We start from the raw sequence: 24,286 nt of genomic DNA on the forward strand, positions 1-24,286 counted from the left end.
GGCGAGACAACTGAAGGAAGTGTCCTGACCATGTCGTTCATCCGAACCCCGGAGACCGATGCAGCACTGGAGATTCTGCACTCGAGCGCCCATGTCCTGCTCAGCGGCAAGGCTGGCACCGGAAAATCCACCCTGCTGCGGGAATACCTAGACTCGACATCCGGAAAGCATAAGGACAAGATCCTGGTGATTGCCCCGACCGGTGTCGCCGCGCTCAACGTTGGTGGTTCCACCATCCACAAGGCCTTCGGTTTCCGGCCAGGCATGTACCCCGATGATGTCCGGGGATTTTCCAACTACCACCCCAGCAATCAGATTCGTTCGGTGATGAAGGCGGTCTCCACCATCATCGTGGATGAGATTTCCATGGTCCGTGCGGATCTCTTCGACATGATGGACCTCGCCCTGCGGCAGATCCGGGGAGTGAACACCGTCTTGGGTGGAGTCCGGATCATTCTGGTCGGCGACCTGTTACAGCTGCCTCCGGTGATCACCGACCGGGAACGTGCTGAGTATTTCCAACGCTGGCAGACCCCCTATTTCTTCTCTGCGCACTGCTACCCGGCGCTGGCACTTGAGTCCATCAACCTGCAGACGGTGTGGCGTCAAAATGATGAGGAATTCATCGAGATCCTTAACCAGGTGCGTGAGGGGAAGGTCAATGAGAATGCCCTGGAGATCCTCAACTCCCGGGTCCGAGAAAACCCGCCCACTGATGAGGGGTTTGTCACCCTGACCTCCCGTAGGAGGCGGGTTGCCCAGATCAACCAGGAATGGTTGGAAAACCTCGGTACTCGGATCTACACTTCGGCGGCCACCTTCACCGGAGAGGCAGAAGAAAACTCTTTCCCTGGGGATATTGAGTTCCGTTATGGCGAAGGCGCCCGGGTGATGACGGTGATCAATGATCCCCTGGGAAGATTCGTCAACGGCAGCATGGGTGAGATCATTCGGGCCACCGGGGAATCCATCACCGTGCAGATCGATGACACCCTCGCCCTGGTTGAACTTAAACCCCACACCTGGGAAATTCTCCGGCCCAAGGTCACCGGGGGAGTGCTCAGCAGCGATGTCATCGGCACCGTCACCCAATTCCCGCTCATCCTTTCCTGGGCGATGACCATCCACAAGTCCCAGGGCAAGACAATCCCGAAGTGCATCATCGATCTCAAGGGCGGCACCACCACTGACGGACAGTTCTATGTGGCACTTTCGCGCGCCGTGTCCCTGGAGAACCTCTATTTCACCGAAGTCGTCCGGCACGCCAATGTGCTTGCAGATGCTTCCCTGGTCCGCCGCATTCTCCGGGACAGCTCCCCGGAGCGCATCCCGGAACGAGTTGCCTTCATGTCCTGTGACTACGTTGATTTCGGCCGTAGTCAGCACATTGCCAGCATCCACGCCACGGTCATCGAACACGGCAGCATCACCGCCGACTTCGGTTCCTGGCTCAACCCTATGGCTGATCTGGGTACCCTCACCGGGAAATACTCAATCCCCGCGGGCGGTATGGCTGCAAACCCCACCATTGAGGAATTCTGGCCCCTGTTGTTGCGACAACTCAATGGCGCTCTCGTGATCGGTGACGGCCTGGCCACCTTAGAACGCGCAGTCCGCCACCAGTCTCGGGAACTGGAAGTGGACCTCGGGGTCGGTTATGACATTCACGACCTCGGCTTTTCCCCGGTCGGCGAGGATCCGGTCTCCCGCTGCAACAGTATGAGCACCGCCTACCTGGAGGGCCATTTCAACCCCACCCGCGGCACTGAGGTGAGGGCGAATCCCACTGGTGCTGGGGCGCTCTTCATCCCTGCCTGGGCACCATCGGAGACCCCGATTCTGGATGAACGGCAGGCCAATGATAATGACCTGGCGTGGGTGGCACTGAATGGCGAGGGAGATGCCGCTGAACGGGACATCCACCACGCTGCACTCCAGATCGCTGACACCGCCCGGGTCCGAAATGGTTGGACCAGGGAGCTTCACGACGACCTCCGTTGCCGCATCACCAAGACCGGCGCCGCTGTCCCAGAGCTACCGCAGGTGGAGGAAAGCGGTGTGGACATCCATGAGGTGTTGCTCCCCGGTGCCCGCCTCGCTTTTAGCGGTGGTGGAAACATCCTTGGAAAGCCACGTAGTGACGAGGAACTTGAAGAACTCTGTGCGGAAAAGGGATTGGAGTATAAGGGAGCTGTTTCAAAGACCCGTTGTGATGCCCTGATCGCCCTTGATGTGGCGACCATGTCCACCAAAGCTAAGAACGCCCGTAAATGGGGCAAACCCATTTTCTCCAATGACCAGTTCAACACCTGGTACCTGGGTGATGCACCACAGCACATCAAGGAGGTACCTCCGCTGGTAGAAGAAGTATCGGAGGCGGAAATGGACAGGGAAGTTCCAATAGTGGCCCCAGCGACAGAGTTGATACTCGAGTCTGAATTCGCGGATCCCCACGAAGTGCTCGCAGCAGGCACCCGCGCCGCCGTAAGTGGAGTACTCCAGCTCAAGGGCGAGCCTGTTCCACGGGGAGATCTTGAGAAGTTCTTTAAGGAGCTGGGGCTGGAATTCAAGGCAAATATCAGTCGCACCCGCTGTGATGTTCTCATTTTCAACCCGGCCTCCACCCCCACGGCAAAATTCGAGCAGGCTAGGGAATTCGCTAAACCGATCATCTCCACCGATGAATTCGAAAAATGGGTGGAATCACAGGAACTGACGAGGGTCGATGAAGAAGCAGAAATAACCGCCGAGCGAAAGCCGGAAGAAGCTCAGCATGGGGAAGAAATAAGTTTGCCTGAGCCCCTGCCTGAGTCGACATCGGGGAGCACTGAAACGGTGGAGATGGTTCCGCCCCTGAGGGAAGCAGACAACCCTGAACCGGATCCTGTTGCAGAAAACCTGGAGCTGCAGGAACCACCTGTCCCTGAGCCGATGTCAGAGGCAGCCACCGTCCCAGTTGAGCAGCCCACCCTACTTGAGCTGATTCTCGGGGAGCGTAATTTCCTCACGCTGGTGAAACCCACCAATGAACCACTGCTCAACGGCACTCGAGCGGCCTTTTTCGCGGATGATGCCGCATTGCAGAACCATGTCCTGGAGACGCTGGCGAAACAACCCTCAAGAATGATGAAGAGTCTCAAACGAAGTGGCATTGCCCTGGCCGTGGGCGTGGCGCTCTTCATTGTTCTGGCCATATTTTCCGGCGGGGGAGAAGATGACCCCTTTGTGGCGGCCGCCGGGATGATCATGATGGCGATTATGTTCGGTGCCCCCATCGCCATCTTCCGGGCGGTGTATCTCGGGATTACTTCCAAGAAACAACAGCGCACGGAGGCTGCACAACAATTAAAAGCTGCTCCATTACCAGTGCTATCCGCGGGCGGTCGGCCGATCAGCCCCCAGGAACAGGAGCTGATGGCGGCGATGGTGGCTTTCCACGATTATCAGCAGCAGTCTGGATATCCCATCCCGGTGGATTCCTGGAAGAACCTGGTGGCAGAGGCATCGACCGCGTTGAACTCCGGAAATAGAAGGATGGCGCAGAACGTGGGCGTCAAGATCAATGAATGGTGTGCGGGTGCGGAGGCTGCAGCCGAAACCAAGCAGAAGTACGCCTTCTAATTGTCAGGGCCCCTCTCCAAGTCCGCCCCGGGGAAGAGGATCGCCGCCGTGAGGGGAGAAGATCTGACTAGCCTTGAGCCCATGAAGCGCCTCATCCTGCTGCTTCCGGTTTTCGCCCTCACCGGTTGCGGCAACTATGTCAACGTGGAGTCCCAAGGCATATCCGGTATCTCCTCCGATGACGAGGGGAATATCACCGTCCATATGTATGTCTGTGACAACAATGCGGTAAACCGCCTTGAGCTTTTGGGTGGTTTCTACGACGGCCCTTCCGGGACGAATAATCCCCCCTTGGGGGAATTGGAGCCACCCGAGCCAATGTCGGGGTACATCGCCATCAACCTGGCTGATCCAGCACCATGGGAGATTGTGGAACCACTTGCGCTACCCACGGAAAAGGAAAAGTACATTATCACCCACCCGAGCGTTGAGAAAGGTGGTTCACCCCTTCCTTTTGCCGAGGAAAAATACCTTTCCGGTGTGGCATTGACCGTAGAGGAGATTGAGTCACTCGAGCCTGATCTGGTCGTGCGTGATGCATTTCAGGCATCAAACCACGTGTACGGCACGCCGGAGGACTTCCGTAAGTATGGCGAGCAGTGGTGCGCGGAGAACTTCGGATAACCAGAACCCCTTCAGCAGCATCAGATCAACGCCCCCTGAATCCGAAAGATTACAGGCAAAGCCCGCTTTTCTGCCCTGCCTCGACACCCTGCCTCGACCCTTGTCTCGACCGCAGGGAAGGCTGATGTGGGAATGCCGTGTTCAGCGCTCATGGGGTAGCCGCCCGACGGAGATGAAAGCGGTGCGTAAACAACAAAGGGGCCGGGTCCTGCACTGCAGAAACCGACCCCTCACACGTCAAGGTGAGCAGGGGGGCAGGCGCTCTCGCTCAACTGCTTCACCGGTTTCAACGCACCCGAATAGAGGTTGAAACGTTCCCCACGGGTGAAACCGGTCAACGCCATGCCGGCCTCCCGGGCCAGCTCCACCGCCAGGGAACTTGCCGCGGAGACCGCCACCAGGGCAGGGAAACCCGCCATCGCGGCTTTCTGCACCAGCTCAAAGGAAGCACGGCTGCTCATCACCAGGATCAGATCCCTGGCGGGCAACCGGTCCTGCAGCAGGAGGGCACCGATGACCTTGTCGGCGGCGTTATGGCGGCCGATGTCCTCCCGGATCACCACCGGTTCCCCATCGAGGGTGAAGGCGCCTGCGGCATGGATACCACCGGTACGTTTGAAGGCCTTCTGGCCCTCGCGCAGCTTCTCCGGCAGGGAGATCACCACCTGGGGATCCAACTCCACCGGCTCAATCGGATGAGCCTGCTTATCCATGATCTGCTCAATGGAGGTGGAACCACACACCCCGCAGGCGGAGGTGGTGGTCACGCTACGGATGAACTCCGGGCCCGGGGCCTTGACCCCCTCGGCCAGATCAACCTCCAGCAGGTTATAGGTGTTCTGCCCCTGCTCATCGGTACCCGCACAGTAGCGGGCCTCCGCCACATCCACCCGGGAACTGATCAGACCCTCACCGTGGAGGAAACCGTGGATCAGCTCGATATCATCCCCGGGGGTACGCATCGTGGTGGTCAGCGTGGTGTTGTTTACCTTCAACTCCAGAGGTTCCTCCACCGCCACGGTGTCAGCGCGGGTGTCAGTGAAATACCGGCCATCCGCGCCAACGGAAACACGGGTGACCGCGAAGTTTCGGGTGATCCGTCCCATCTACTTGTCCTCCTTGTCCGGCATATCCTCAGCCCGCTTACCCAGCGGCTCCAGGCGCACGATCACGGACTTGGAGACCGGGGTGTTGGACTTCTCCGCGACCGAATCCATGGGCACCAGAACATTGGCCTCCGGGAAGTAGGTGGTCACACAGTCCCGGGCGGAGGAGTACTCCACCACCCGGAAATTGGGTGCCCGGCGTTCCTCACCCTGGAAGACGGAGACAATGTCCACCAGGTCACCATCCCGCAGCCCACGCTCCCTGGCGTCCTCCGGGTTGACGAAGACCACCCGGCGGCCATTCTTCACCCCACGGTAGCGGTCATCGAGGCCGTAGATGGTGGAGTTGTACTGGTCATGGGAACGCACCGTCTGCAGCAGCAGATAACCCTCAGGCAGGTCGATGACCTCGGTCTGGTTGACCGTCAGCATGGCCCGCCCGGTGGGCGTGTTGAACACCCTCTCCCGGGGACCATTCGGCAGGGCGAAACCACCCGGGGTGCGGATCCGACGGTTGTAGTCATCAAAACCGGGGATCGTGGCCTCGATATGTTCACGGACCACGCCATAGTCATTGACCATCGGCATCCAGAACTCATCACCGAAGGTGTGGTGCCCGATCTTGCCGATGATCTCCGGCTCCGCCTGCAGGTTCAGGTCCTTATTCGCACGGCGCTTACCGACACTCGCGGACACGATGCCCGCCGAGTTCTCCACCGTCAGCTCCTGCCGGCCCGAAGCCTGCACATCCTCATCGGTACGGGCCTTGACCGGCAGGATCAGGGACTTCTCACCCGGCCAGGCATGGGAACCATTGGGCTTGGTGGACAGATGCACCGTCAGCTCCTGTTGACTCATCGCCTTCTCCAACCGGGTGGTGTCCGAGGCGACCCGAACCAGGTTGCCACCGAGAGACATGAAGAACCTGGTCTTGCCCTGCCACATCGCCCGCAGTGAATCCACCGTGTCCAGACCATCCTCGCGGGGGACATCAAAACCGAAGCGATCCTGCAGGGCCTGCAGGAAACGTTCCGGCATCTTCTCCCAGATACCCACGGTGCGGTTGCCCTGCACATTGGAGTGGCCACGAAGCGGGGCGGTACCCGCGCCGGGTTTGCCGATATTTCCGGTCAGCAGCAGGAAGTTCACCATCTCACGGATGGTGTAGACGGCGTTCTTGTGCTGGGTGACACCCAGGGTCCAGGAGAGGATGACGCTGCTGGACTGCTCCACCATGTCCGCGGCCTTCTTGATCTCCTTCATGCTCAGCCCGCAACCACGCAGCAACTCCGCATCATCGAGGCTGCTGAGATGCGCGATGGTCTCATCCACACCGGAGCAGAACTTATCCAGGAACTCATGGTCGATGGCATCACGACGGATCAGTTCCCGGTTCAGGGCCTGGAAGAAGGCACGGTCACCATCGAGCCGGATCTGCAGGTACTCATCGGCTAATTTTTCGGACATACCCAGCGCGCCCTTGAGGGACTGCGGCTCGGAGAAAGCCATCAGGCCGGTCTCCGGGATGGGGTTGATCGCCAGGATCTTGCCACCATTGGCCTTGCACTTGTGGAAGGCCGTCAGCGCGCGGGGATGGTTGGTTCCCGGGTTCTGACCCACCGAAATCAACAGATCAGTGGTGTAGAAATCATTCATCGTCACCGAACCCTTGCCAAGACCCAGGGTCTCAGACAGGGCGGTACCGGTGGACTCATGGCACATGTTGCCGCAGTCCGGAAGATTATTGCTGCCGTGACGGCGGGCCAGCAGGCCGAACATATATGCAGCCTCATTGGAGGCGCGCCCCGAGGTGTACCAGATGGCTTCTTCCGGTGGGGTCTCCTTCAACTGGGCGGCGATGATCCGGTAGGCCTCATCCCAGCTCACCGGGCGATAATGCTCATCCCCGGAGGAACGGTCATAGAGCAGGGGAGTGGTGATCCGGCCCTGCTTGCCCAACCAGTGATCGGTCTTGGCCCGCAGATCCTGCACGGAGTGCTGGGCCCAGAAATCCACGTCCGCACGATCCGGGGTGGTTTCCTCGGCGATAGCCTTGGCACCGTTCTCGCAGAACTCCACGATGCCCAGGTCACCCTGCTCCGGCTCGGGCCAGGCACAGCCCGGGCAGTCGACGCCGCCGTGCTTGTTCATGTCCAGCAGTGGCATCACACCATGCGCCGGAATAGCATGCGCCATGGCGTGCAGCACTCCGGGGATACCGGCAGCGGACTTCGACGGCTTCGTGATCTTCGGCTTGTCGAATTCATTGGCTAGAGGGTTGACGGCGGAGACTTCAGCGGGAGGGGTAGTCATGGGCTCTACTTTAGCTGTCCTGAAAATCAGGTCTAGGGTTTTTGTGAATTCTTCACTTCGTCTGCTCCAGCAGTGCCAGCACCTTGGTGATGTTCTCCCGGGACTTATCGACGGCCCCCGCGGCCCCTGCCTCAGTGTCCAGGGCCCGGCCGCTGGCCAGGCCCACCAGGAAGGCGGTCAGTGGTGCCGCGGGGCGGGAAGGTCCGTGGGCGACATCCCTGGTGAGGTCGAGCAATTCCTTCACCAATGCCTGGATCACCGCCGGATCCTGGTCGAGCTCGGTGGAGACCGCGGCCAGCCAATGGTGGGCGCTGCTCAAATCCTGCTCAGATTTATTTTCACTCATGTTTTCCTGTTCCCTATATATCTCTTGAAGTGCGTTGCCCCAGGCTATCCCTGAAGGTTGTGTCCCCGGGGTCAGAGCACTCCCCGGATCGGCTGGGGGGGGTGCGCGGGGCGTCGATAAGCGCGGGTCTTTAGCATATCGGAATCGAATGGGTGCATTAAGGCCTCCCCACGGGGTAGATGAGCCCAGGGCTTTAGGGGTTTAAACAGGGATTTTGTTCTGCAGGTTCGGGCGAGTAAGGTTGGCCAACGGACTCGTGTGCATTTTGAATTATCGATATAAGTCGCCCTGGACCAACAAGAACATTGAACCCAACTTTGTTACAGGCCCCCCGCCACTATGCGGACCGTGTGGGACAAGAGCAGCGAGCACCCCAGACTATTGAGCCTGGGGAGCGTAAAGTGGCCCGAGATCACACGGCAAACGTTCAGGTGGGTAGGGAACCCTAACGAGAAAGGCACCGGTCACCTCTATGACCATGACTGACCCCATTGCCGACATGCTGTCGCGCGTGCGCAACGCTAACCATGCGCACCATGACACCGTGTCGATGCCCTCTTCCAAGCTGAAGGTCAACATCGCGGAGATCCTCAAGCAGGAGGGCTACATCGCTTCCTACACCGTTGAGGACGAGAAGGTCGGCAAGACCCTCTCCCTCGAGCTGAAGTACGGCCCTTCCCGCCAGCGTTCCATCGCCGGCGTGCGTCGTGTTTCCAAGCCCGGTCTGCGCGTGTACACCAAGTCCACCAACCTGCCGCAGGTCCTCGGCGGCCTGGGCGTGGCGATCATCTCCACGTCTCAGGGTCTGCTGACCGATCGCCAGGCTACCGAGAAGGGTGTAGGCGGAGAAGTTCTCGCCTACGTCTGGTAAGGGAGGATTGAAACACTATGTCGCGTATCGGTAAAAACCCGATTGCCATCCCGTCCGGCGTCGAAACCAAGATTGACGGCCAGCTCGTTGAGGTCAAGGGCCCCAAGGGGTCCCTGTCCTTCGAGCTCCCGGCCCCGATCACCGTTGAGGTCGTCGAGAACGAGATCAAGGTCATCCGTCCGGATGACCACCGCAAGAACCGTGCACTGCACGGACTTGCCCGCTCCCTCGTCAACAACATGGTTGTCGGCGTAACCGAGGGCTACACCATCAAGATGGAAATCTTCGGTGTCGGCTACCGTGTCCAGGCCAAGGGAAAGAACCTCGAGTTCGCCCTGGGCTACAGCCACCCGGTCCTCATTGAGGCTCCGGAGGGCGTCTCCTTCGCCGTTGACGGAAACACCAAGTTCTCCATCACCGGTATTGACAAGCAGCAGGTCGGACAGATCGCCGCCAACATCCGTCGTCTGCGGAAGGACGATCCCTACAAGGGTAAGGGCATCCGCTACGAGGGCGAGCAGATCCGTCGCAAGGTCGGAAAGACGGGTAAGTAAGCATGAGTAATTCCGCAGAAACCACTAAGAAGCGCACTCCGGTCGGCAAGGACATCTCGACTCGTCGTCGTGTCGCTCGCTCCCGCCGTCACTTCCGCATCCGCAAGACCCTGCGTGGCACCCCCGAGGCGCCGCGTCTGGTCATCCACCGCAGCTCCCGTCACATGCACGCGCAGCTGATCGACGATCTCGCCGGTCACACTGTTGCCGCAGCTTCCTCCATTGAGGCTGAGGTTCGTGCACTCGAGGGCGACAAGAAGGCCAAGGCAACCAAGGTTGGTCAGCTCATCGCTGAGCGTGCCAAGGCAGCCGGCTTCGAGACGGTCGTCTTCGACCGTGCGGGCTACAAGTACCACGGCCGCGTTGCCGCGCTGGCCGATGCTGCTCGCGAAGGTGGTCTGAAGTTCTAATGAAGATCACCAGCACCAAGAACATCTACGGAAGGAACGCGTAATGCCGGGACGTGAACGGCGTGACGGCGGACGCTCCGCCGACGAGAACCAGAGCCAGAACAAGAACAAGAACGAGCGCGGTGGCGGGCGTCGCAACGACCGCGATCGTCGCAACAAGCAGGATGACGAGCGCTCGCAGTACATTGAGCGCGTTGTCACCATCAACCGCGTGTCCAAGGTCGTCAAGGGTGGTCGTCGCTTCAGCTTCACCGCTCTCGTGATCGTGGGCGACGGCAAGGGTATGGTCGGTGTCGGTTACGGCAAGGCCAAGGAAGTTCCGGCAGCCATCCAGAAGGGTGCAGAAGAGGCTCGCAAGAACTTCTTCCGCGTCCCGATGGTCGGCGGCACCATCACCCACCCGGTCCAGGGCGAGGCTGCAGCTGGCGTTGTCATGCTGCGTCCGGCCGCTCCGGGTACCGGTGTCATCGCCGGCGGCGCTGCCCGTCCGGTACTTGAGTGCGCCGGTGTCCAGGACATCCTGTCGAAGTCCCTGGGCTCCGACAACGCCATCAACGTCGTCCACGCTACCGTGGCCGGCCTGAAGCAGCTGGTCCGTCCCGAAGAGGTCGCCGCACGTCGCGGTAAGACCCTGGAGGAAGTTGCTCCGGCTCGTATGCTGCGCATTCGCGCAGGGCAGGAGGCATAATCATGGCTCTGAAGATTACCCAGAAGAAGGGGCTCGTCGGCACCAAGCCGCAGCACCGCTCTAACATGCAGAGCCTCGGCCTTAAGCGCATCGGCCACAGCGTTGTTCAGCCTGACACCGATTCGGTGCGCGGTATGATCAACGTGGTGCGCCACCTGGTCGTCGTCGAAGAAGTGGCGGGAGAGTAAAACATGAGCGATCCCATCAAGCTCCACGATCTGCGCCCGGCCAAGGGCGCTAACAAGCAGAAGCACCGCGTTGGTCGCGGTGAAGCAGGCAAGGGCGGCAAGACCGCCGGCCGTGGTACCAAGGGCACCAAGGCTCGCAAGCAGGTTTCGGCCGCTTTCGAGGGTGGCCAGATGCCGCTTCACATGCGTCTGCCGAAGCTCAAGGGCTTCAAGAACCCGAACAAGGTTGTTTTCCAGGTCGTCAACGTTGCTGACCTCGAGAAGGCCTTCCCGCAGGGTGGCGACATTGCCATCGCCGACATCGTTGCAGCGGGCCTCGTGCGCGCCAAGCAGCCGGTGAAGGTGCTGGGCAACGGTGACCTCGGCGTCAAGCTGAACATCACCGCCACCAAGTTCTCCAGCTCCGCCAAGGAAAAGATCGAGGCCGCTGGCGGCTCGGTCACCGAGGCTTAGTCTCCGAGACTTGAAATAAGGACCATCTGGTCCTGCACAATCCCCCGGAATCAGTACGTCACTGTGCTGAGCCGGGGGATTTTTGTGTCCCCGGTCCGGGAAGACTCCTGGGGCATCACCGGTTCAGGTGGGGGATGCATAAAGGCCGGTGGTCATCGATATCTGAGTTTTCGAAACTCTGTGCTATAACTGGGTATTAATGACCGCCCCGGAAGGAAGAATCTCCCCGATCAGGGAGAAATCCCAACCTGCGGCGCCGGATGTGCGCCGACCAATGTCCAGCTCAAGAGGAATATCGTGAAACCCACCTTTGAAATCCAGGTTCTCAGGCAATGTCGGTGGGAGACCATCGCCACCGAGACAAAGCGGGGGGAGGCGAACAAGGCACGGCGTCAGGCGCGCTTCTTTTACCCGGTGGTCCGCATCGAGCAGATACCCAAACCGGAACCAAAGCCGGAGTCGCTGCTGCAGGGGAGTGCCGGAAAATAAGCTAAAGAGGGAAATGTCCTCCTGCACTCCCCTGGGGGCTTGCCATGCTTCAGGATGACACTCATCTGCATCGAGCCGCACCTGATCGAAATTGGTGAGGTGAAAAATTGGTTTCAGGCTGATGCTGATCGGGATTCCGGGGGCAGGTTGGACTCTTGGGTGCCGCCAGGCTGGTGCGTGGTGAACCAGGGGGTGTGCTGCAAGGGGGCGCGGCGGCGTGGGTGGGCGTCCTTAAGTTCTTATGGGGGCGCGCGTCTCGGGTGGTGGAGGGGGTGGCTGAAGTATGGCATGCCTTACATTCGGGTGCTTAAGTGGGCGGCTCCTGGGGTGGCTGGTAGACTGGGTAGGTCAAATGTGCCCATTGCCCAATTGGGCCAGTATCAGAAAACACATCTTCTCGACCTCACGGGCCCATCTTCATGGGTTGCTCTGGGGGAGGGCGAGATCCAGGAGGATATGTGTCTGCCATTATCTCGGCATTCAAGGACGCTGATCTTCGCAAGAAGATTCTCTTCACCATTGCGATGATCATTCTGTACCGCGTCGGCGCACAGATCCCGTCTCCCGGCGTGGACTATGCCTCGATCAGCGGTCGGTTGCGTGACCTCACCCAGGAAGAGGGCAGTGTCTACTCACTGATCAACCTCTTCTCCGGTGGAGCGCTGCTGCAGTTGTCGATCTTTGCGATCGGCATCATGCCGTACATCACGGCGTCCATCATCGTGCAGTTGCTGACCGTGGTCATCCCGCACTTCGAGCAGCTGAAGAAGGAGGGGCAGTCGGGGCAGTCCAAGATGATGCAGTACACCCGCTACCTGACCCTCGGCCTGGCGCTGCTGCAGTCCGCGGGCATCGTCGCCCTGGCGGATCGGGAGCAGCTGCTCGGCGCCGGCATTCAGGTGCTCAATGCTGACCGCACCATCTTTGACCTGCTTCTGCTGGTCATCGTCATGACCTCCGGTGCCATCCTGGTGATGTGGCTCGGTGAGTTGATCACCGAGAAGGGCGTGGGCAACGGTATGTCCCTGCTCATCTTCGCCGGTATCGCCACCCGTATCCCGACCGATGGCATGAATATCCTCACCGGTTCCGGTGGTCTGGTATTCGCCGCTGTCGTGGTTGCCGTGATCATCCTGGTGGTCGGCGTGGTCTTCGTGGAGCAGGGTCAACGCCGCATCCCGGTCCAGTACGCCAAGCGCATGGTGGGTCGTCGCCAGTACGGTGGTTCCTCCACCTACCTGCCGCTGAAGGTCAACCAGGCAGGCGTGATCCCCGTGATCTTCGCTTCCTCCCTGATCTACATGCCGGTGCTGATCACCCAGATCGTCAACTCCGGTTCGGTGGAGGTCACCGACAACTGGTGGCAGCGCAATGTCATCCAGTACCTGCAGACCCCTTCGTCCTGGCAGTACATCGTTCTCTACTTCGCACTGATCATCTTCTTCTCCTACTTCTACGTTTCGGTGCAGTATGACCCGAACGAGCAGGCGGACAACATGAAGAAGTACGGTGGATTCATCCCGGGTATCCGCCCGGGTCGACCGACTGCCCAGTACCTGGGCTACGTCATGAACCGACTGCTTTTCGTCGGCGCCCTGTATCTTGGACTCATTGCGGTGCTGCCGAATATTGCGATGGATCTTGGCGTGGGCAATGCCTCCAGCGCGGGTATGACCGCATTCGGTGGTACGGCGATCCTCATTCTGGTGTCGGTGGCGCTGACCACCGTCAAGCAGATTGAAAGCCAGCTTCTGCAAAGCAACTACGAAGGACTACTCAAATGAGACTCGTACTCCTCGGACCTCCCGGTGCCGGCAAGGGCACCCAGGCCGCACTTCTTTCCGAAAAGCTGAATGTGCCGCATATCTCCACCGGCGATCTCTTCCGCGCCAACATCGGCGAGGGAACCCCGCTCGGTGTGGAGGCCAAGCAGTACATCGACGCTGGCAAGCTCGTGCCGACCGATGTCACCGCCCGCATGGTCAAGTCCCGTCTGGCTGAGGCTGATGCCGCCCAGGGCTTCCTGCTGGATGGCTTCCCCCGCACCGTGGAGCAGGCCGAGATCCTGAAGACTCTGCTGGAGGAGAACTCCCAGCAGCTCGATGGCGTGCTGAACTTCAAGGTGTCCGAGGACGTCGTGGTTGAGCGCATGCTGGCCCGCGGCCGCGCCGATGACAACGAGGAGACCATCCGCACCCGCCTGGCCGTCTACCGTGATGAGACCTCCCCGCTGATCGACCACTACGGTGAGAAGATCATCAACGTCGAGGCCGAAGGCACCGTCGAGGAGATCAACGCCCGCGCGTTGAACTCCCTGGGCAAGTAAGACGGAGCTCTAACCTCCGAGATAATCGGGACTGCGACCTGAAAGCTGGCTGCGGTCCCGGTTTTCCATTTCCGGGGCCTTTCCCCGGAGGGGTGCGGGGTGCTCAACCCCGGAACCTGAAAACCAGAACCAGAAGAATCAGTCAAGGAGCCCTGAAAACATGGGATTTCGATCAAAGAAGCGCCAGATACCGGCTAAAACCCCCGGTGAACTCGAGGCCATGCAGGCTGCCGGTGAACTCGTCGGCCGTACCCTCCAGGCGGTGAAGGCAGCCGCCAAGCCCGGGGTGAGCACCCTCGAACTCGATCAGATCGCGGAAACCACCATCCGGGAGGGTGGGGCAATCCCCAGCTTCCTCGGTTACCACGGTTTCACCGGTTCGATCTGTGCCTCACTCAATGAGGTCGTCGTTCACGGCATCCCCAATAGCGAGACCATCCTGCAGCCCGGTGACCTGCTCTCCGTCGACTGTGGTGCCACCCTGGACGGCTGGGTCGGTGATTCGGCCTGGTCCTTCGGGATCGGTGAACTCGATGAAGATGTCGAGAAATTGAACCAGGCCACCGAATGGGTGCTGATGGAAGGCCTTAAGGCCATGGTCCCGGGCAACCGGTTGACCGATGTCTCCCATGCCCTGGAGATGGCCACCCGCCGCGCGGAGCAGAAGTTCGATGTTCTCCTGGGGATCGTCGACGGCTACGGCGGGCATGGTATCGGCCGTGAAATGCATGAGGACCCCTACCTGGCCAATGAGGGCAAGGCTGGCCGGGGTCCGATGATCCAGGAGGGGTCGGTGTTGGCGATTGAGCCGATGCTGACCCTGGGCACGGTGGACAGTGCGGTTCTCGAGGATGAGTGGACCGTGGTCACCCTTGACGGTTCCTGGTCCGCCCACTGGGAACACACCGTGGCCGCCACCGCTGAAGGACCCCGCATCCTGACCCCGCGATACTAGGAACCCTCAGATCCTTGGGGTCATTCCCCGGGGGAACTGAGCGTGTTGAGGTTGAGCTCAGGTAATATTTTCAAAAACCGCTGAGCAGCTGTGATGGAGATTCCTCCTGGGGTTTGTGGGGGAGTATCCTGCCTTTCCCATCCCCTTAATGGTCGTGAAAGCCGTGAGTTCAGTCAGAAGGGTTTATACTCCACACTATGTTCCATAAGCCTTCCCACGCCCAGCCGACATCGATCAAGCGGCGCCTGGCCGTGTTCGCCTCTGCTGGCGTCACGGCACTCGCCCTGCTCAGCACTCCGATCAGCGCGAGCGCAGCCCCGCAGCTGCCGGTGAACGGATCCTCCGACTTCCTCAACATCGAAGACATCGAATCTCAGCTGCGTGAGTTCGGCAGCTCCACTGACCAGGCCGCACGTGATGCTGCCTGGCGTACCCGCCAGGATCTGCATGCTCAGGCAGAAAACCTGCCCGGGGATGCCTCCCGGGCGGCCCAGCAGGCCGTCGACAATGCCGTGAACGCCGTGTTTCCGGGACTGATCGCCGCCCGCACCGCACCGGCACCGGCGCCCGCACCGGCCCCCCGCGTGGCTCCTGCCCCTGCACCAGCTCCGGCTCCGGCACCAGCCTTCGACCGTGGTTCCTGCCCGACCCATGCTGATGCCTGCATCGACATTGATGGCGGCCGTTCCTGGCTGCAGGAGAATGGCCAGGTCGTCTATGGTGCGGTTCCGGTGTCCTCCGGAGCTGCCGGACCGACCACTGCAACCCCGCGTGGCACCTTCTACGTCAACCGCAAGGTCAAGGACGAGATCAGCTACGAGTTCAACAATGCGCCGATGCCCTACGCGATCTACTTCACCTACAACGGCCACGCCTTCCATGAGGGCAATGTGAACACCACCTCCGCCGGTTGCGTCCGCCTCAACCACAATGATGCGGTCCATTACTTCAGCAACCTCCAGATCGGTGACATGGTCTACATCTACTGATCCCCCGGACAGTGGCATCCCGCCGGTGTCCTGAGCCTGTTCGAATCGCCTGAAACTCACCGGCGATCCCCGGACAGGCTTTTCCTTTTCTCTTTCCCCGGGGGTGGAGTGGAACAGTGGGGAAGAGGAGCGTAGGGGCAGGGGGGGATCCGGAGTTGCTGTCCTGCGGGGAAGTGATGAGCGTTATATAGTGGATTCTTTGCATTCTCGCAGCGCGGCAGGTAGAGTTTACCTCCGGTGTATATGTATCTCATGCACCGATACAAGCTGTGGAAAATATGAAGCTGGTTCAGCTGCGGGGAATCACCCCGTCGCCCAGTTTCGGGAATGCGGAGGATATGGCTAAGGAAGGCGCAATCGAGGTTGAGGGTCGCATCGTCGAACCTCTACCGAATGCAATGTTCCGTGTCGAGCTCGACAATGGGCACAAGGTTCTCGCTCACATCAGTGGCAAGATGCGCCAGCACTACATCCGTATCCTCCCCGAGGATCGCGTCGTCGTGGAGCTTTCTCCCTACGATTTGACTCGCGGACGCATCGTCTACCGCTACAAGTAAAGCAAACCGCCTCCCTTCTCTGAGCACGCCCATATGGCTGAAATATTGCCGGGCGTGCTTAACACACCTGCAGCCACGGTGGCTACAGCCTCATGAATCACAATCCATCGTCCGGATTCCGACCGGGCAAAGTATTGCTTTGATGAGGGCGAGCTGGGAGAAAACCACCGTACAAAACCGGAAAGGTTATGCCACATGGCACGTCTTGCTGGAGTTGACCTCCCGCGCAACAAGCGCATGGAAGTCGCTCTCACCTACATCTACGGCATCGGCCCCGCCCGTGCTGAGCAGCTTCTGGAGCAGACCGGCGTCTCTCCTGACCTGCGTACCGACAACCTCACTGATGAGCAGATCGCTGCTCTGCGTGACGTGATTGAAAACTCCTGGAAGGTCGAGGGTGATCTTCGCCGCGAAGTCCAGGCTGATATCCGTCGCAAGATTGAGATTGGCAGCTACCAGGGTCTGCGCCACCGTCGTGGCCTCCCGGTCCGCGGCCAGCGCACCAAGACCAACGCACGTACGCGTAAGGGTCCGAAGAAGACCATCGCCGGAAAGAAGAAGTAATGCCCCCGAAGACTCGCTCTAGCGCGCGCCGTCGCGTTGTAAAGAAGAACGTGGCCCAGGGCCACGCCTACATCAAGTCCACCTTCAACAACACCATCGTGTCGATCACCGACACCACCGGTGCTGTGATCTCCTGGGCTTCCTCCGGCCACGTCGGTTTCAAGGGTTCACGTAAGTCGACCCCCTTCGCCGCTCAGATGGCTGCTGAGAACGCTGCCCGCAAGGCAATGGATCACGGCATGAAGAAGGTTGACGTTTTCGTCAAGGGTCCGGGCTCGGGCCGCGAAACCGCTATCCGTTCCCTTCAGGCTGCCGGCCTGGAGGTCAACTCGATCTCCGACGTGACTCCGCAGCCGCACAACGGCTGCCGTCCGCCGAAGCGCCGTCGGGTTTAATACAGGGAATAGGAAGAGGTAACCAAAAATGGCTCGTTATACCGGCCCCGCAACCCGCAAGTCCCGTCGTCTGCGCGTAGACCTTATCGGCGGAGACATGTCCTTCGAGCGTCGCCCCTACCCTCCGGGTCAGGCTGGCCGCGCCCGCATCAAGGAGTCTGAGTACCTCCTGCAGCTGCAGGAGAAGCAGAAGGCTCGTTTCACCTACGGTGTGATGGAGAAGCAGTTCCGTCGTTACTACGCCGAGGCTAACCGTCGCTCCGGCAAGACCGGTGACAACCTGGTCATCCTGCTCGAGTCCCGTCTCGACAACGTGGTCTACCGCTCTGGTCTGGCCAACACCCGTCGTCAGGCTCGTCAGCTGGTTTCCCACGGTCACTTCACCGTGAACGGCAAGCGCGTCAACGTCCCGTCCTACCAGGTCTCGCAGTACGACATCATCGATGTCCGTGCGAAGTCTCAGAAGATGAACTGGTTCGAAGAGGCTCAGGAAAACCTGGTCAACGCCATTGTTCCGGCTTGGCTGCAGGTCGTTCCGTCCACCCTGCGCATCCTCGTGCACCAGCTGCCCGAGCGCGCTCAGATCGACGTTCCGCTGCAGGAGCAGCTCATCGTCGAGTTCTACTCGAAGTAACACTGGGTTCCGGCTCCGGCCGGAAATCAGTAGCCTTCATCATCCTTTCCGTCTAAGACGTCAAATAACGGTCGTCACCCAAGGAGAGTTCCATGCTCATTTCCCAGCGCCCCACCATTACCGAGGAGTACATCGACTCTGCGCGTTCGAAGTTCGTCATCGAGCCGCTCGAGCCGGGTTTCGGTTACACCCTCGGTAACTCGCTGCGCCGTACCCTGCTGTCCTCCATTCCGGGTGCAGCAGTGACCAGCATCAAGGTGGATGGTGTGCTCCACGAGTTCACCACCATCAACGGTGTGAAGGAGGATGTCTCCGACATCGTCCTGAACATCAAGGGTCTGGTCCTGTCCTCCGACTCCGATGAGCCGGTCGTCATGTACCTCAGCAAGGAAGGCCCGGGAGAGGTCACCGCCGGCGACATTCAGCCGCCGGCAGGTGTGGAGATCCACAACCCGGATCTGCACATCGCCTCCCTGAATGAGCAGGGTCGTCTGGACATCGAGCTAGTTGTCGAGCGTGGCCGCGGTTACGTTCCGGCAGCCCTGGCGAACACCTCGGGAGATGTCGGCCGGATCCCGGTCGATCAGATCTACTCCCCGGTGCTGAAGGTCAGCTATAAGGTCGAGGCCACTCGTGTTGAGCAGCGCACCGACTTTGACAAGCTGATCATCGATGTCGAGACCAAGAACTCCATCACGGCACGCGATGCGATCGCATCTGCTGGCAAGACCCTCGTCGAACTGTTCGGCCTCGCCCGCGAGCTGAACACCGCTGCTGAAGGCATCGAGATCGGACCCTCCCCCCAGGAGACCGAGTACATCGCCGCCTACAGCATGCCGATCGAGGACCTGAACTTCTCCGTTCGTTCCTACAACTGCCTGAAGCGTCAGGAAATCCACACCGTCGGTGAGCTCGCAGAGTGCACCGAGTCGGATCTGCTGGATATCCGCAACTTCGGTCAGAAGTCGATCAACGAAGTGAAGATCAAGCTGGCTGGCCTGGATCTGACCCTGAAGGATGCACCCGAGGACTTTGATCCCTCCTCCCTGGAGGGCTATGACGCCGCCACCGGTGACTACATCGACCTCGAGGCTGAAGGCTCCGAGTAAAACGCTTCTAGGAGAGTGGCCCAGCACGCTGGGTCCTCCCCGCGCTTAACTATCCGTACACGAGGAGTACACAATGCCTACCCCGAAGAAGGGCGCCCGTCTCGGCGGCTCCGCGTCCAACCAGAAGAAGATTCTCTCGAATCTTGCTGCCCAGCTTTTTGAGCACGGTGCCATCAAGACCACCGATGCCAAGGCCAAGACCCTGCGTCCCTACGCGGAGAAGCTGATCACCAAGGCCAAGTCCGGCTCCGTTGCCGACCGTCGCCTGGTGCTCGCGCAGATCCCGCACAAGGATGTCGTGGCTTACCTGTTCAACGAGCTCGCTCCGAAGTTCGAGGGCCGTGAGGGTGGTTACACCCGCATCGTCAAGCTCGAGAACCGCAAGGGCGACAACGCTCCGATGAGCCAGATTTCCCTGGTTCTGGAGGAGACCGTCTCCACCGAGGCCAGCCGCGCAACCCGCGCTGCCGCCTCCAAGAAGGCCGCTGAGGAAACTGCTGCTGAGGCTCCGGCCGAGGAGGAGAACACCGAAGCTGCAGAGGCTGAGGCAACCGAGGCTCCGGCCGAGGAAGCTGCTGCTGAGGCAACTGAGGCTCCGGCCGAGGAGAAGTAATTCTCCCCGATATCTTCACCTGCTGAAGTATCCACCCCGCACCACCGAGTTCATCTCGGTCAAGGTGCGGGGTGTTTTCCTTTCTCCACCCTGGAACTGGAAGAATGGCAGCCATGCTCTACCGCATCTCCGGAATACTCCTGATCTTGAGTTCACTTCTCGGTTTCCTCGGCCAGATTTTCGCCCTGGCGCTGTGGGAGGGTTACTACCTTTTCGGCCATCACCTCATCGGCGATCTGGGGGTCTCTGCCTGCGAACAGATCCGGGATGATTCCGGGCCGCGTTATATCTGCAGTCCCGGCCATGACTGGTTCAATTATGGCACCGCCCTTTCCGGCATTCTGCTGCTCATCGGCGCCGTGGTGCTGGTGGCCGCGGGAAGGGAAACCGGCCCTGCGGAAAAGGTGGCCGGCTTTTATCCGGTGGGCGTCGCCCTGATCATCTCCGGTATCACGATGAGCGTGGTCGGGTTCTTCCCCAGTGATGTCAATGCCCCGCTTCACGACGCCGCGGCCACCACCCGGGTGCTGGCCACCTGGGTGGCCATGGTCACCGCCACCTGGGTGGTCGGCGGGGCCGTCGCAAAGCAGCAGATGCCCATCCTGCACGGAAGCAGCCGCATCCTCAGCCTCATCCTGCTGCTGGTTTCGGTGGGAGCTTTCGCCCTGCTGTTCAGCGGTGGTGGGAGCACACCGGGGTTTTATCAGCGTTTGAGCTTTGAGGTGCTCTCGGTGTGGACCATCCTGCTGGGGGCGGTGCTCTATCGGGTGCCGGGCCGGGGGCAGCGGGAAGAGAAGAAGCGGCGGCAGCGGGAACAGTTCCGGGCCGCCCAGCAGGAACGTGATGAAGCCGTGAGAAAGGCAGTGGAGAACCTTGAGGGAAACTAGCGGGCTGGTGCGTATCCGCCTGGATCTGGCCTATGACGGCACTGATTTCCATGGCTGGGCCAAGCAGGGGAACTCGGATCTGCGGACCGTGCAGCGCTCCATCGAGGAGGCGCTGAATCTGGTGCTGCGGGTCCCGGCGGAGTTGACGGTGGCGGGCCGCACCGATGCGGGGGTGCACGCCAGTGGGCAGGTCGCCCATGTGGATGTGCCCCCGGAATCACTCGACACCCGCAGCATTGACGGGGACCCGGCCCGCCTGGCGCGGCGGCTTTCCCGGTTGTTGCCGCCCGATATCCGGATCAGCAGCTGCGAGCTGGCTCCGGCGGGTTTCGACGCCCGTTTCTCGGCGCTGCGCCGCCACTACGTCTACCGGGTGACCACCCACCCTTCCGGGGCGTTGCCGACCAGGGTGCGGGACACCGCGGTCTGGCCGAAGACGGTGCACCTGGCGGATATGCAGGAAGCCGCCGAGGTTCTGCTGGGGCTGCATGATTTTGCCGCCTTCTGCAAGGCCAAACCCCATGCCACCACTGTCCGTGAGCTGCAGGCCTTCGAGTGGCATGATGTCTCCACCGCAGCCGAACCCCAGCTCTATGAGGCGCATGTGACCGCCGATGCTTTCTGCTGGTCCATGGTGCGCTCCCTGGTGGGTTCCTGCCTAGTGGTGGGGGAGGGGCGTCGTCACACTGGTTTCACGGAAGCGTTGCTGACGGAACGCAGCCGTTCCTCCCGGGTTCCGGTGGCACCGGCCTGCGGACTCAGTCTGGTGGGGGTGGACTATCCGGAGCCTGCGGAGCTGGCCGCCCGGGCGGCGGAAACCCGGGACCGCAGGGTACTCCCCGAGCAGGGTTAGCACATCCTGCTACCGCTGTGTTCCAGATCATAGCCACTTAATTAATTCCCGCGCTTTGCGGGGCGCAGCCCAGTCGGCTGGGGTGGGGCGGTTACACTCTTAGGCGTTCTCAAACCCCGGATGACGCAAAAGGAAGGTAACCGTAACGGGCCATGGATACCTATCAGACCATTATCATTGCGGCACTCGTGTTTACGGTGCCGGGTCTGGTCCTCAACTGGATCTCCGGGCTCAAGGGCCCCTGGGCCATCGCGGCCGCCATTCCCAGCACCTTCGGTCTCTACGGGCTGGCCGCCTGGCTGATCGGGTTGACGGATGCCCGCTTCAGCGTGGGCACGGTGTCTGTGGTGTGGGCGATTCTGCTCCTGCTCGCCCTGGTGTGGCGGGGCGCTTTCCTCACCTTCCGGGGATGGCGGGAAAAGGGCAGTCGCCGGGTTGAATCCGCTGAGCCGGACACCCCGCGGACCAGTCCTCCCACTCCGGTGGAGTTTACCCCGGCTGCCGAGAGCGGCCGGGTGGCCGGGGATGCCGCCCTGGACCTTTCCCCGGCTTCCGGAGTGGTGCTCACCCTGCCGGGGGAGCATGCCGGGGGTGGCTCCGCCCCGGTCCTCAGACAGCGGCGCCGCTGGTGGCTGCAGGACTGGCGGACGGGAAGTTTCCTGGACCCGGTGTGGCTGTTGCCAGCCGCCGGTTCCCTGCTGGGCGCCTGGTTGCTGATCTCCCGCAGCCTGGAATACCTGGAGGGAACCGCCCAGGGGGTGAACCACATCTTCCAGGGCTGGGATGTTCACTGGCACGCCAGCGTGGTGCAGTTCATCGAACGCGAGGGCATCGCCTCCGCTACCCGGATGGGTGAACTCCAGAACCTGGAGACCCAGGCCGAGATGTACTATCCCACCGCCTGGCACGCCGGTACCTGGTTGTTCGCCGAGCTCTCCGGGGTCTCCGTGATCGCCGCGGTCAACCTCACCTATATCGTGCTGACCGCCCTGGCACTGCCCCTCTCCACGGCCCTGATCGCCTGGCGACTGGTGAATAAGCGGGGACTGACCGCCCAGATCGCCGCGGGTCTGGCAGGTGTCGCCGCCTTCGGCTCCCCGGTCCTCTTCTGGATCGGCCACTATGTGGGCGCCTGGCCCTACCTGGCGGCCGTGGGAGTCTCAGGCATCGTGCTTGCCCTGTTCATGGCGGTGCCCTATCGTCCGGTCGCGGCTTTTGCCGCAGCCATGGCCCTGATGGGCATGACCCAGCTGCACCCCTCCGCCGCCACCATCGTGGTGCTGGGATTGGGCTTCTGGTGGCTTTTCCACCTGCTCTGGTCCCCGGCCCGCAGGGCACGCAGCGTCAAGGGTGCGGTGGCTACCCGCCTGCGGGATCTGGTGCTGCTGGGTGGCGCCGGGCTCCTGGGTGCGGTGGCACTGTTGCCGCAGATTCTCTCCGGTGCGGAACAGACCGAGGAAGTGGCGTCCTTCTCCGCGGAGGAGAACGTCACCCATGCGGAGGCCTGGACGAAGGCCTTCACCATGATGACCCGTCACACCGATGCCTTCGAGGACTTCAACCCGACCTGGGTGATTGTCCTGGCGGTGGTTGGTGCGGTCGCGGTGCTGGTGTGGCGCCGTAATATCTGGGCCCCGGTGTTCTACTTCCTGAGTGTGTGGTTGACCGCCAATGCGCTGCAGCCCTTCGAGGAACCCTGGGGAAGCTGGTTGAACACCATCGGCAGCCTGCATTACTCCACCGCCCACCGGCTGGTGATGCCGGCGGCGATGTTTCTCTTCGCGGCGGCTGCGGTGGGGGTGGCGGTGATCATCCGTCTGATCACCCTGGGGCCGGTGAAGAAGTGGGCGTTGCCCTCCACCATCGCTTCGGTGGTGCTGGCGCTGCTGCTGGGTTGGGGGACCGCCGTCTACTCCGAGCACAACCTCGGTGAGGGTGCGGAATGGTCGATTGCGGCTCCCCGCGATGACCGCATGGTTTCTGCTGTTGATCTGCGTGCCTTTGACTGGTTGGCACAGCAGCCCAGTGCCTATGAGGGTGTGATCATGGGTGAGCCGGCGGATGGCCATGGCTGGATGTACGCCTACAACGGGTTGCCCTCCCTGAACCGCCATTACCAGTGGCCGACGACCGGTCCGGATGACAACACCAACCTGCTCTACTGGCATGGGAATCTGATCGGTGCGGGTAACCATGGTGACCCGGATCAGCGCAACTATGTTGATGATGCTGCGGCGGATCTCGGGGTGAACTACTTCTTCATCTCCCCGAGCAACTTCTGGCATTTCCAGGGCATCAACCGGGCACTGAATGAGGGACTGTGGAACGCCCCGGGTCTGACCGCGGTGTACCAGGATCAGAATGTCTCGATCTTCGCGGTCAATGAGGCTTTCACTGATGCGGAACTGGCGCAGATGCGGGCGCCGGGTAATTCCCCGATGCCGCTGGGCCCGGTTCCCACCAAGGGGGAGCTGGACCGGGCGGAGACCCCGACGGAGGAGGATGAGCCTTTCTTCCACCGTCCCACGAAGCCGGATCTGGGTGGCCCGGATCCGGATGATCCGGTCAATGAGGGTTATGTTGAGCCGATCCGCTATCCGATCGTCGAGGTCCCGGTGAACCAGTAGCTGCGGTTGTTGTTTCAGGGACACACCCCCTGGTGCTCGTCGCTGTTCCTCGGGGCTCGTCGCGCCAGGGGAACCCTTTCAGCCCTCCCACAGTCCAAGGAGATGGTGGGAGGG

General features: G+C 61.0%; 25 protein-coding genes. 21 read left to right on the top strand and 4 right to left on the bottom strand.

What is annotated here, in order from left to right; all coding sequences use genetic code 11:
- The first annotated feature begins 30 nt into the window (after positions 1-30).
- Together COCCU_RS02385 and COCCU_RS02390 are read left to right on the top strand one after the other, a co-directional pair.
- On the top strand, positions 31-3,621 hold the full coding sequence (locus tag COCCU_RS02385; RefSeq protein WP_197088413.1) for an ATP-dependent DNA helicase: 3,591 nt from the start codon (positions 31-33) through the stop codon (positions 3,619-3,621).
- Between the two features lie 81 nt (positions 3,622-3,702).
- Complete coding sequence (locus COCCU_RS02390) at positions 3,703-4,245, top strand: hypothetical protein (RefSeq protein ID WP_156230013.1); 543 nt, start codon at positions 3,703-3,705, stop codon at positions 4,243-4,245.
- 230 nt (positions 4,246-4,475) lie between these two features.
- On the opposite strand, the gene fdhD is transcribed toward COCCU_RS02390, so the two are convergent.
- From fdhD to COCCU_RS02405, 3 genes are read right to left on the bottom strand one after another with little or no spacing between them, the layout of a single operon-like run.
- Complete coding sequence (gene fdhD, locus COCCU_RS02395; RefSeq protein WP_156230015.1) at positions 4,476-5,351, bottom strand: formate dehydrogenase accessory sulfurtransferase FdhD; 876 nt, start codon at positions 5,349-5,351, stop codon at positions 4,476-4,478.
- Positions 5,352-7,664 carry an FdhF/YdeP family oxidoreductase gene (locus tag COCCU_RS02400; protein WP_197088414.1) on the bottom strand — a complete coding sequence of 771 codons (2,313 nt, stop codon included), beginning with the start codon at positions 7,662-7,664 and terminating at the stop codon, positions 5,352-5,354.
- Positions 7,665-7,716: 52 nt separating this feature from the next.
- Positions 7,717-8,010: a DUF6457 domain-containing protein gene (locus COCCU_RS02405; protein WP_156230017.1), complete on the bottom strand. Its 294-nt coding sequence runs from the start codon at positions 8,008-8,010 to the stop codon at positions 7,717-7,719.
- A gap of 472 nt (positions 8,011-8,482) precedes the next feature.
- Between COCCU_RS02405 and rpsH the strand changes: the two genes are divergently transcribed.
- Genes rpsH through rplO form a run of 6 tightly spaced genes read left to right on the top strand, consistent with a single transcriptional unit; the run spans position 8,483 to position 11,174 of the window.
- On the top strand, positions 8,483-8,881 hold the full coding sequence (gene rpsH / locus COCCU_RS02410; protein WP_156230019.1) for a 30S ribosomal protein S8: 399 nt from the start codon (positions 8,483-8,485) through the stop codon (positions 8,879-8,881).
- 17 nt (positions 8,882-8,898) lie between these two features.
- A complete protein-coding gene (rplF, locus tag COCCU_RS02415) occupies positions 8,899-9,435 on the top strand; it encodes a 50S ribosomal protein L6 (protein ID WP_156230020.1) in 537 nt (178 codons plus the stop codon).
- Positions 9,436-9,437: 2 nt separating this feature from the next.
- Positions 9,438-9,845, top strand: coding sequence for a 50S ribosomal protein L18 (gene rplR, locus COCCU_RS02420; protein WP_156230021.1), 408 nt, complete (start codon positions 9,438-9,440; stop codon positions 9,843-9,845).
- A gap of 43 nt (positions 9,846-9,888) precedes the next feature.
- Positions 9,889-10,533, top strand: a complete 645-nt coding sequence (rpsE, locus tag COCCU_RS02425) for a 30S ribosomal protein S5 (protein WP_156230022.1) — start codon at positions 9,889-9,891, stop codon at positions 10,531-10,533.
- Positions 10,534-10,535: 2 nt separating this feature from the next.
- Entirely contained in the window at positions 10,536-10,721 is a 186-nt protein-coding gene (gene rpmD / locus COCCU_RS02430; protein WP_156230023.1) for a 50S ribosomal protein L30, read from the top strand.
- 3 nt (positions 10,722-10,724) lie between these two features.
- A complete protein-coding gene (gene rplO, locus COCCU_RS02435; protein ID WP_156230025.1) occupies positions 10,725-11,174 on the top strand; it encodes a 50S ribosomal protein L15 in 450 nt (149 codons plus the stop codon).
- Between the two features lie 183 nt (positions 11,175-11,357).
- Here the strand turns inward: rplO and COCCU_RS14515 are convergent, their stop codons facing one another.
- Positions 11,358-11,690, bottom strand: coding sequence for a hypothetical protein (locus COCCU_RS14515; protein ID WP_197088415.1), 333 nt, complete (start codon positions 11,688-11,690; stop codon positions 11,358-11,360).
- A 431-nt stretch (positions 11,691-12,121) separates the two neighbouring features.
- On the opposite strand from COCCU_RS14515, the gene secY reads away from it, so the two are divergent.
- From secY to COCCU_RS02505, 13 genes are all read left to right on the top strand, one after another.
- Positions 12,122-13,447, top strand: coding sequence for a preprotein translocase subunit SecY (gene secY / locus COCCU_RS02445; protein ID WP_156230028.1), 1,326 nt, complete (start codon positions 12,122-12,124; stop codon positions 13,445-13,447).
- Positions 13,444-13,989 (top strand): adenylate kinase, encoded by a 546-nt coding sequence (locus COCCU_RS02450; protein WP_156230030.1) that lies wholly within the window; start codon positions 13,444-13,446, stop codon positions 13,987-13,989. Before secY ends, COCCU_RS02450 begins: the two co-directional genes overlap by 4 nt.
- Positions 13,990-14,149: 160 nt before the next feature.
- Positions 14,150-14,944: a type I methionyl aminopeptidase gene (gene map / locus COCCU_RS02455; RefSeq protein ID WP_156230031.1), complete on the top strand. Its 795-nt coding sequence runs from the start codon at positions 14,150-14,152 to the stop codon at positions 14,942-14,944.
- 197 nt (positions 14,945-15,141) lie between these two features.
- Positions 15,142-15,933 (top strand): L,D-transpeptidase, encoded by a 792-nt coding sequence (locus tag COCCU_RS02460; protein WP_156230033.1) that lies wholly within the window; start codon positions 15,142-15,144, stop codon positions 15,931-15,933.
- 338 nt (positions 15,934-16,271) lie between these two features.
- A complete protein-coding gene (gene infA, locus COCCU_RS02465; RefSeq protein ID WP_003854422.1) occupies positions 16,272-16,490 on the top strand; it encodes a translation initiation factor IF-1 in 219 nt (72 codons plus the stop codon).
- A 195-nt stretch (positions 16,491-16,685) separates the two neighbouring features.
- Positions 16,686-17,054: a 30S ribosomal protein S13 gene (rpsM, locus tag COCCU_RS02470; protein WP_156230034.1), complete on the top strand. Its 369-nt coding sequence runs from the start codon at positions 16,686-16,688 to the stop codon at positions 17,052-17,054.
- Positions 17,054-17,449, top strand: coding sequence for a 30S ribosomal protein S11 (rpsK, locus tag COCCU_RS02475; protein WP_156230036.1), 396 nt, complete (start codon positions 17,054-17,056; stop codon positions 17,447-17,449). Before rpsM ends, rpsK begins: the two co-directional genes overlap by 1 nt.
- A 28-nt stretch (positions 17,450-17,477) precedes the next feature.
- The gene (rpsD, locus tag COCCU_RS02480) at positions 17,478-18,083 is read left to right on the top strand and encodes a 30S ribosomal protein S4 (RefSeq protein WP_156230037.1); all 606 of its coding nucleotides are present in this window, start codon (positions 17,478-17,480) and stop codon (positions 18,081-18,083) included.
- Positions 18,084-18,175: 92 nt separating this feature from the next.
- A complete protein-coding gene (locus tag COCCU_RS02485) occupies positions 18,176-19,192 on the top strand; it encodes a DNA-directed RNA polymerase subunit alpha (protein WP_156230039.1) in 1,017 nt (338 codons plus the stop codon).
- Between the two features lie 73 nt (positions 19,193-19,265).
- Entirely contained in the window at positions 19,266-19,805 is a 540-nt protein-coding gene (gene rplQ / locus COCCU_RS02490; protein WP_156230040.1) for a 50S ribosomal protein L17, read from the top strand.
- 113 nt (positions 19,806-19,918) lie between these two features.
- Complete coding sequence (locus COCCU_RS02495; protein WP_231598834.1) at positions 19,919-20,692, top strand: DUF998 domain-containing protein; 774 nt, start codon at positions 19,919-19,921, stop codon at positions 20,690-20,692.
- A complete protein-coding gene (gene truA / locus COCCU_RS02500) occupies positions 20,679-21,545 on the top strand; it encodes a tRNA pseudouridine(38-40) synthase TruA (RefSeq protein WP_231598835.1) in 867 nt (288 codons plus the stop codon). Before COCCU_RS02495 ends, truA begins: the two co-directional genes overlap by 14 nt.
- Positions 21,546-21,697: 152 nt before the next feature.
- The gene (locus COCCU_RS02505) at positions 21,698-24,172 is read left to right on the top strand and encodes a DUF6541 family protein (protein ID WP_156230043.1); all 2,475 of its coding nucleotides are present in this window, start codon (positions 21,698-21,700) and stop codon (positions 24,170-24,172) included.
- Positions 24,173-24,286 lie beyond the last annotated feature (114 nt).

Source organism: Corynebacterium occultum, assembly GCF_009734425.1.
Lineage (GTDB): Bacteria > Actinomycetota > Actinomycetes > Mycobacteriales > Mycobacteriaceae > Corynebacterium > Corynebacterium occultum.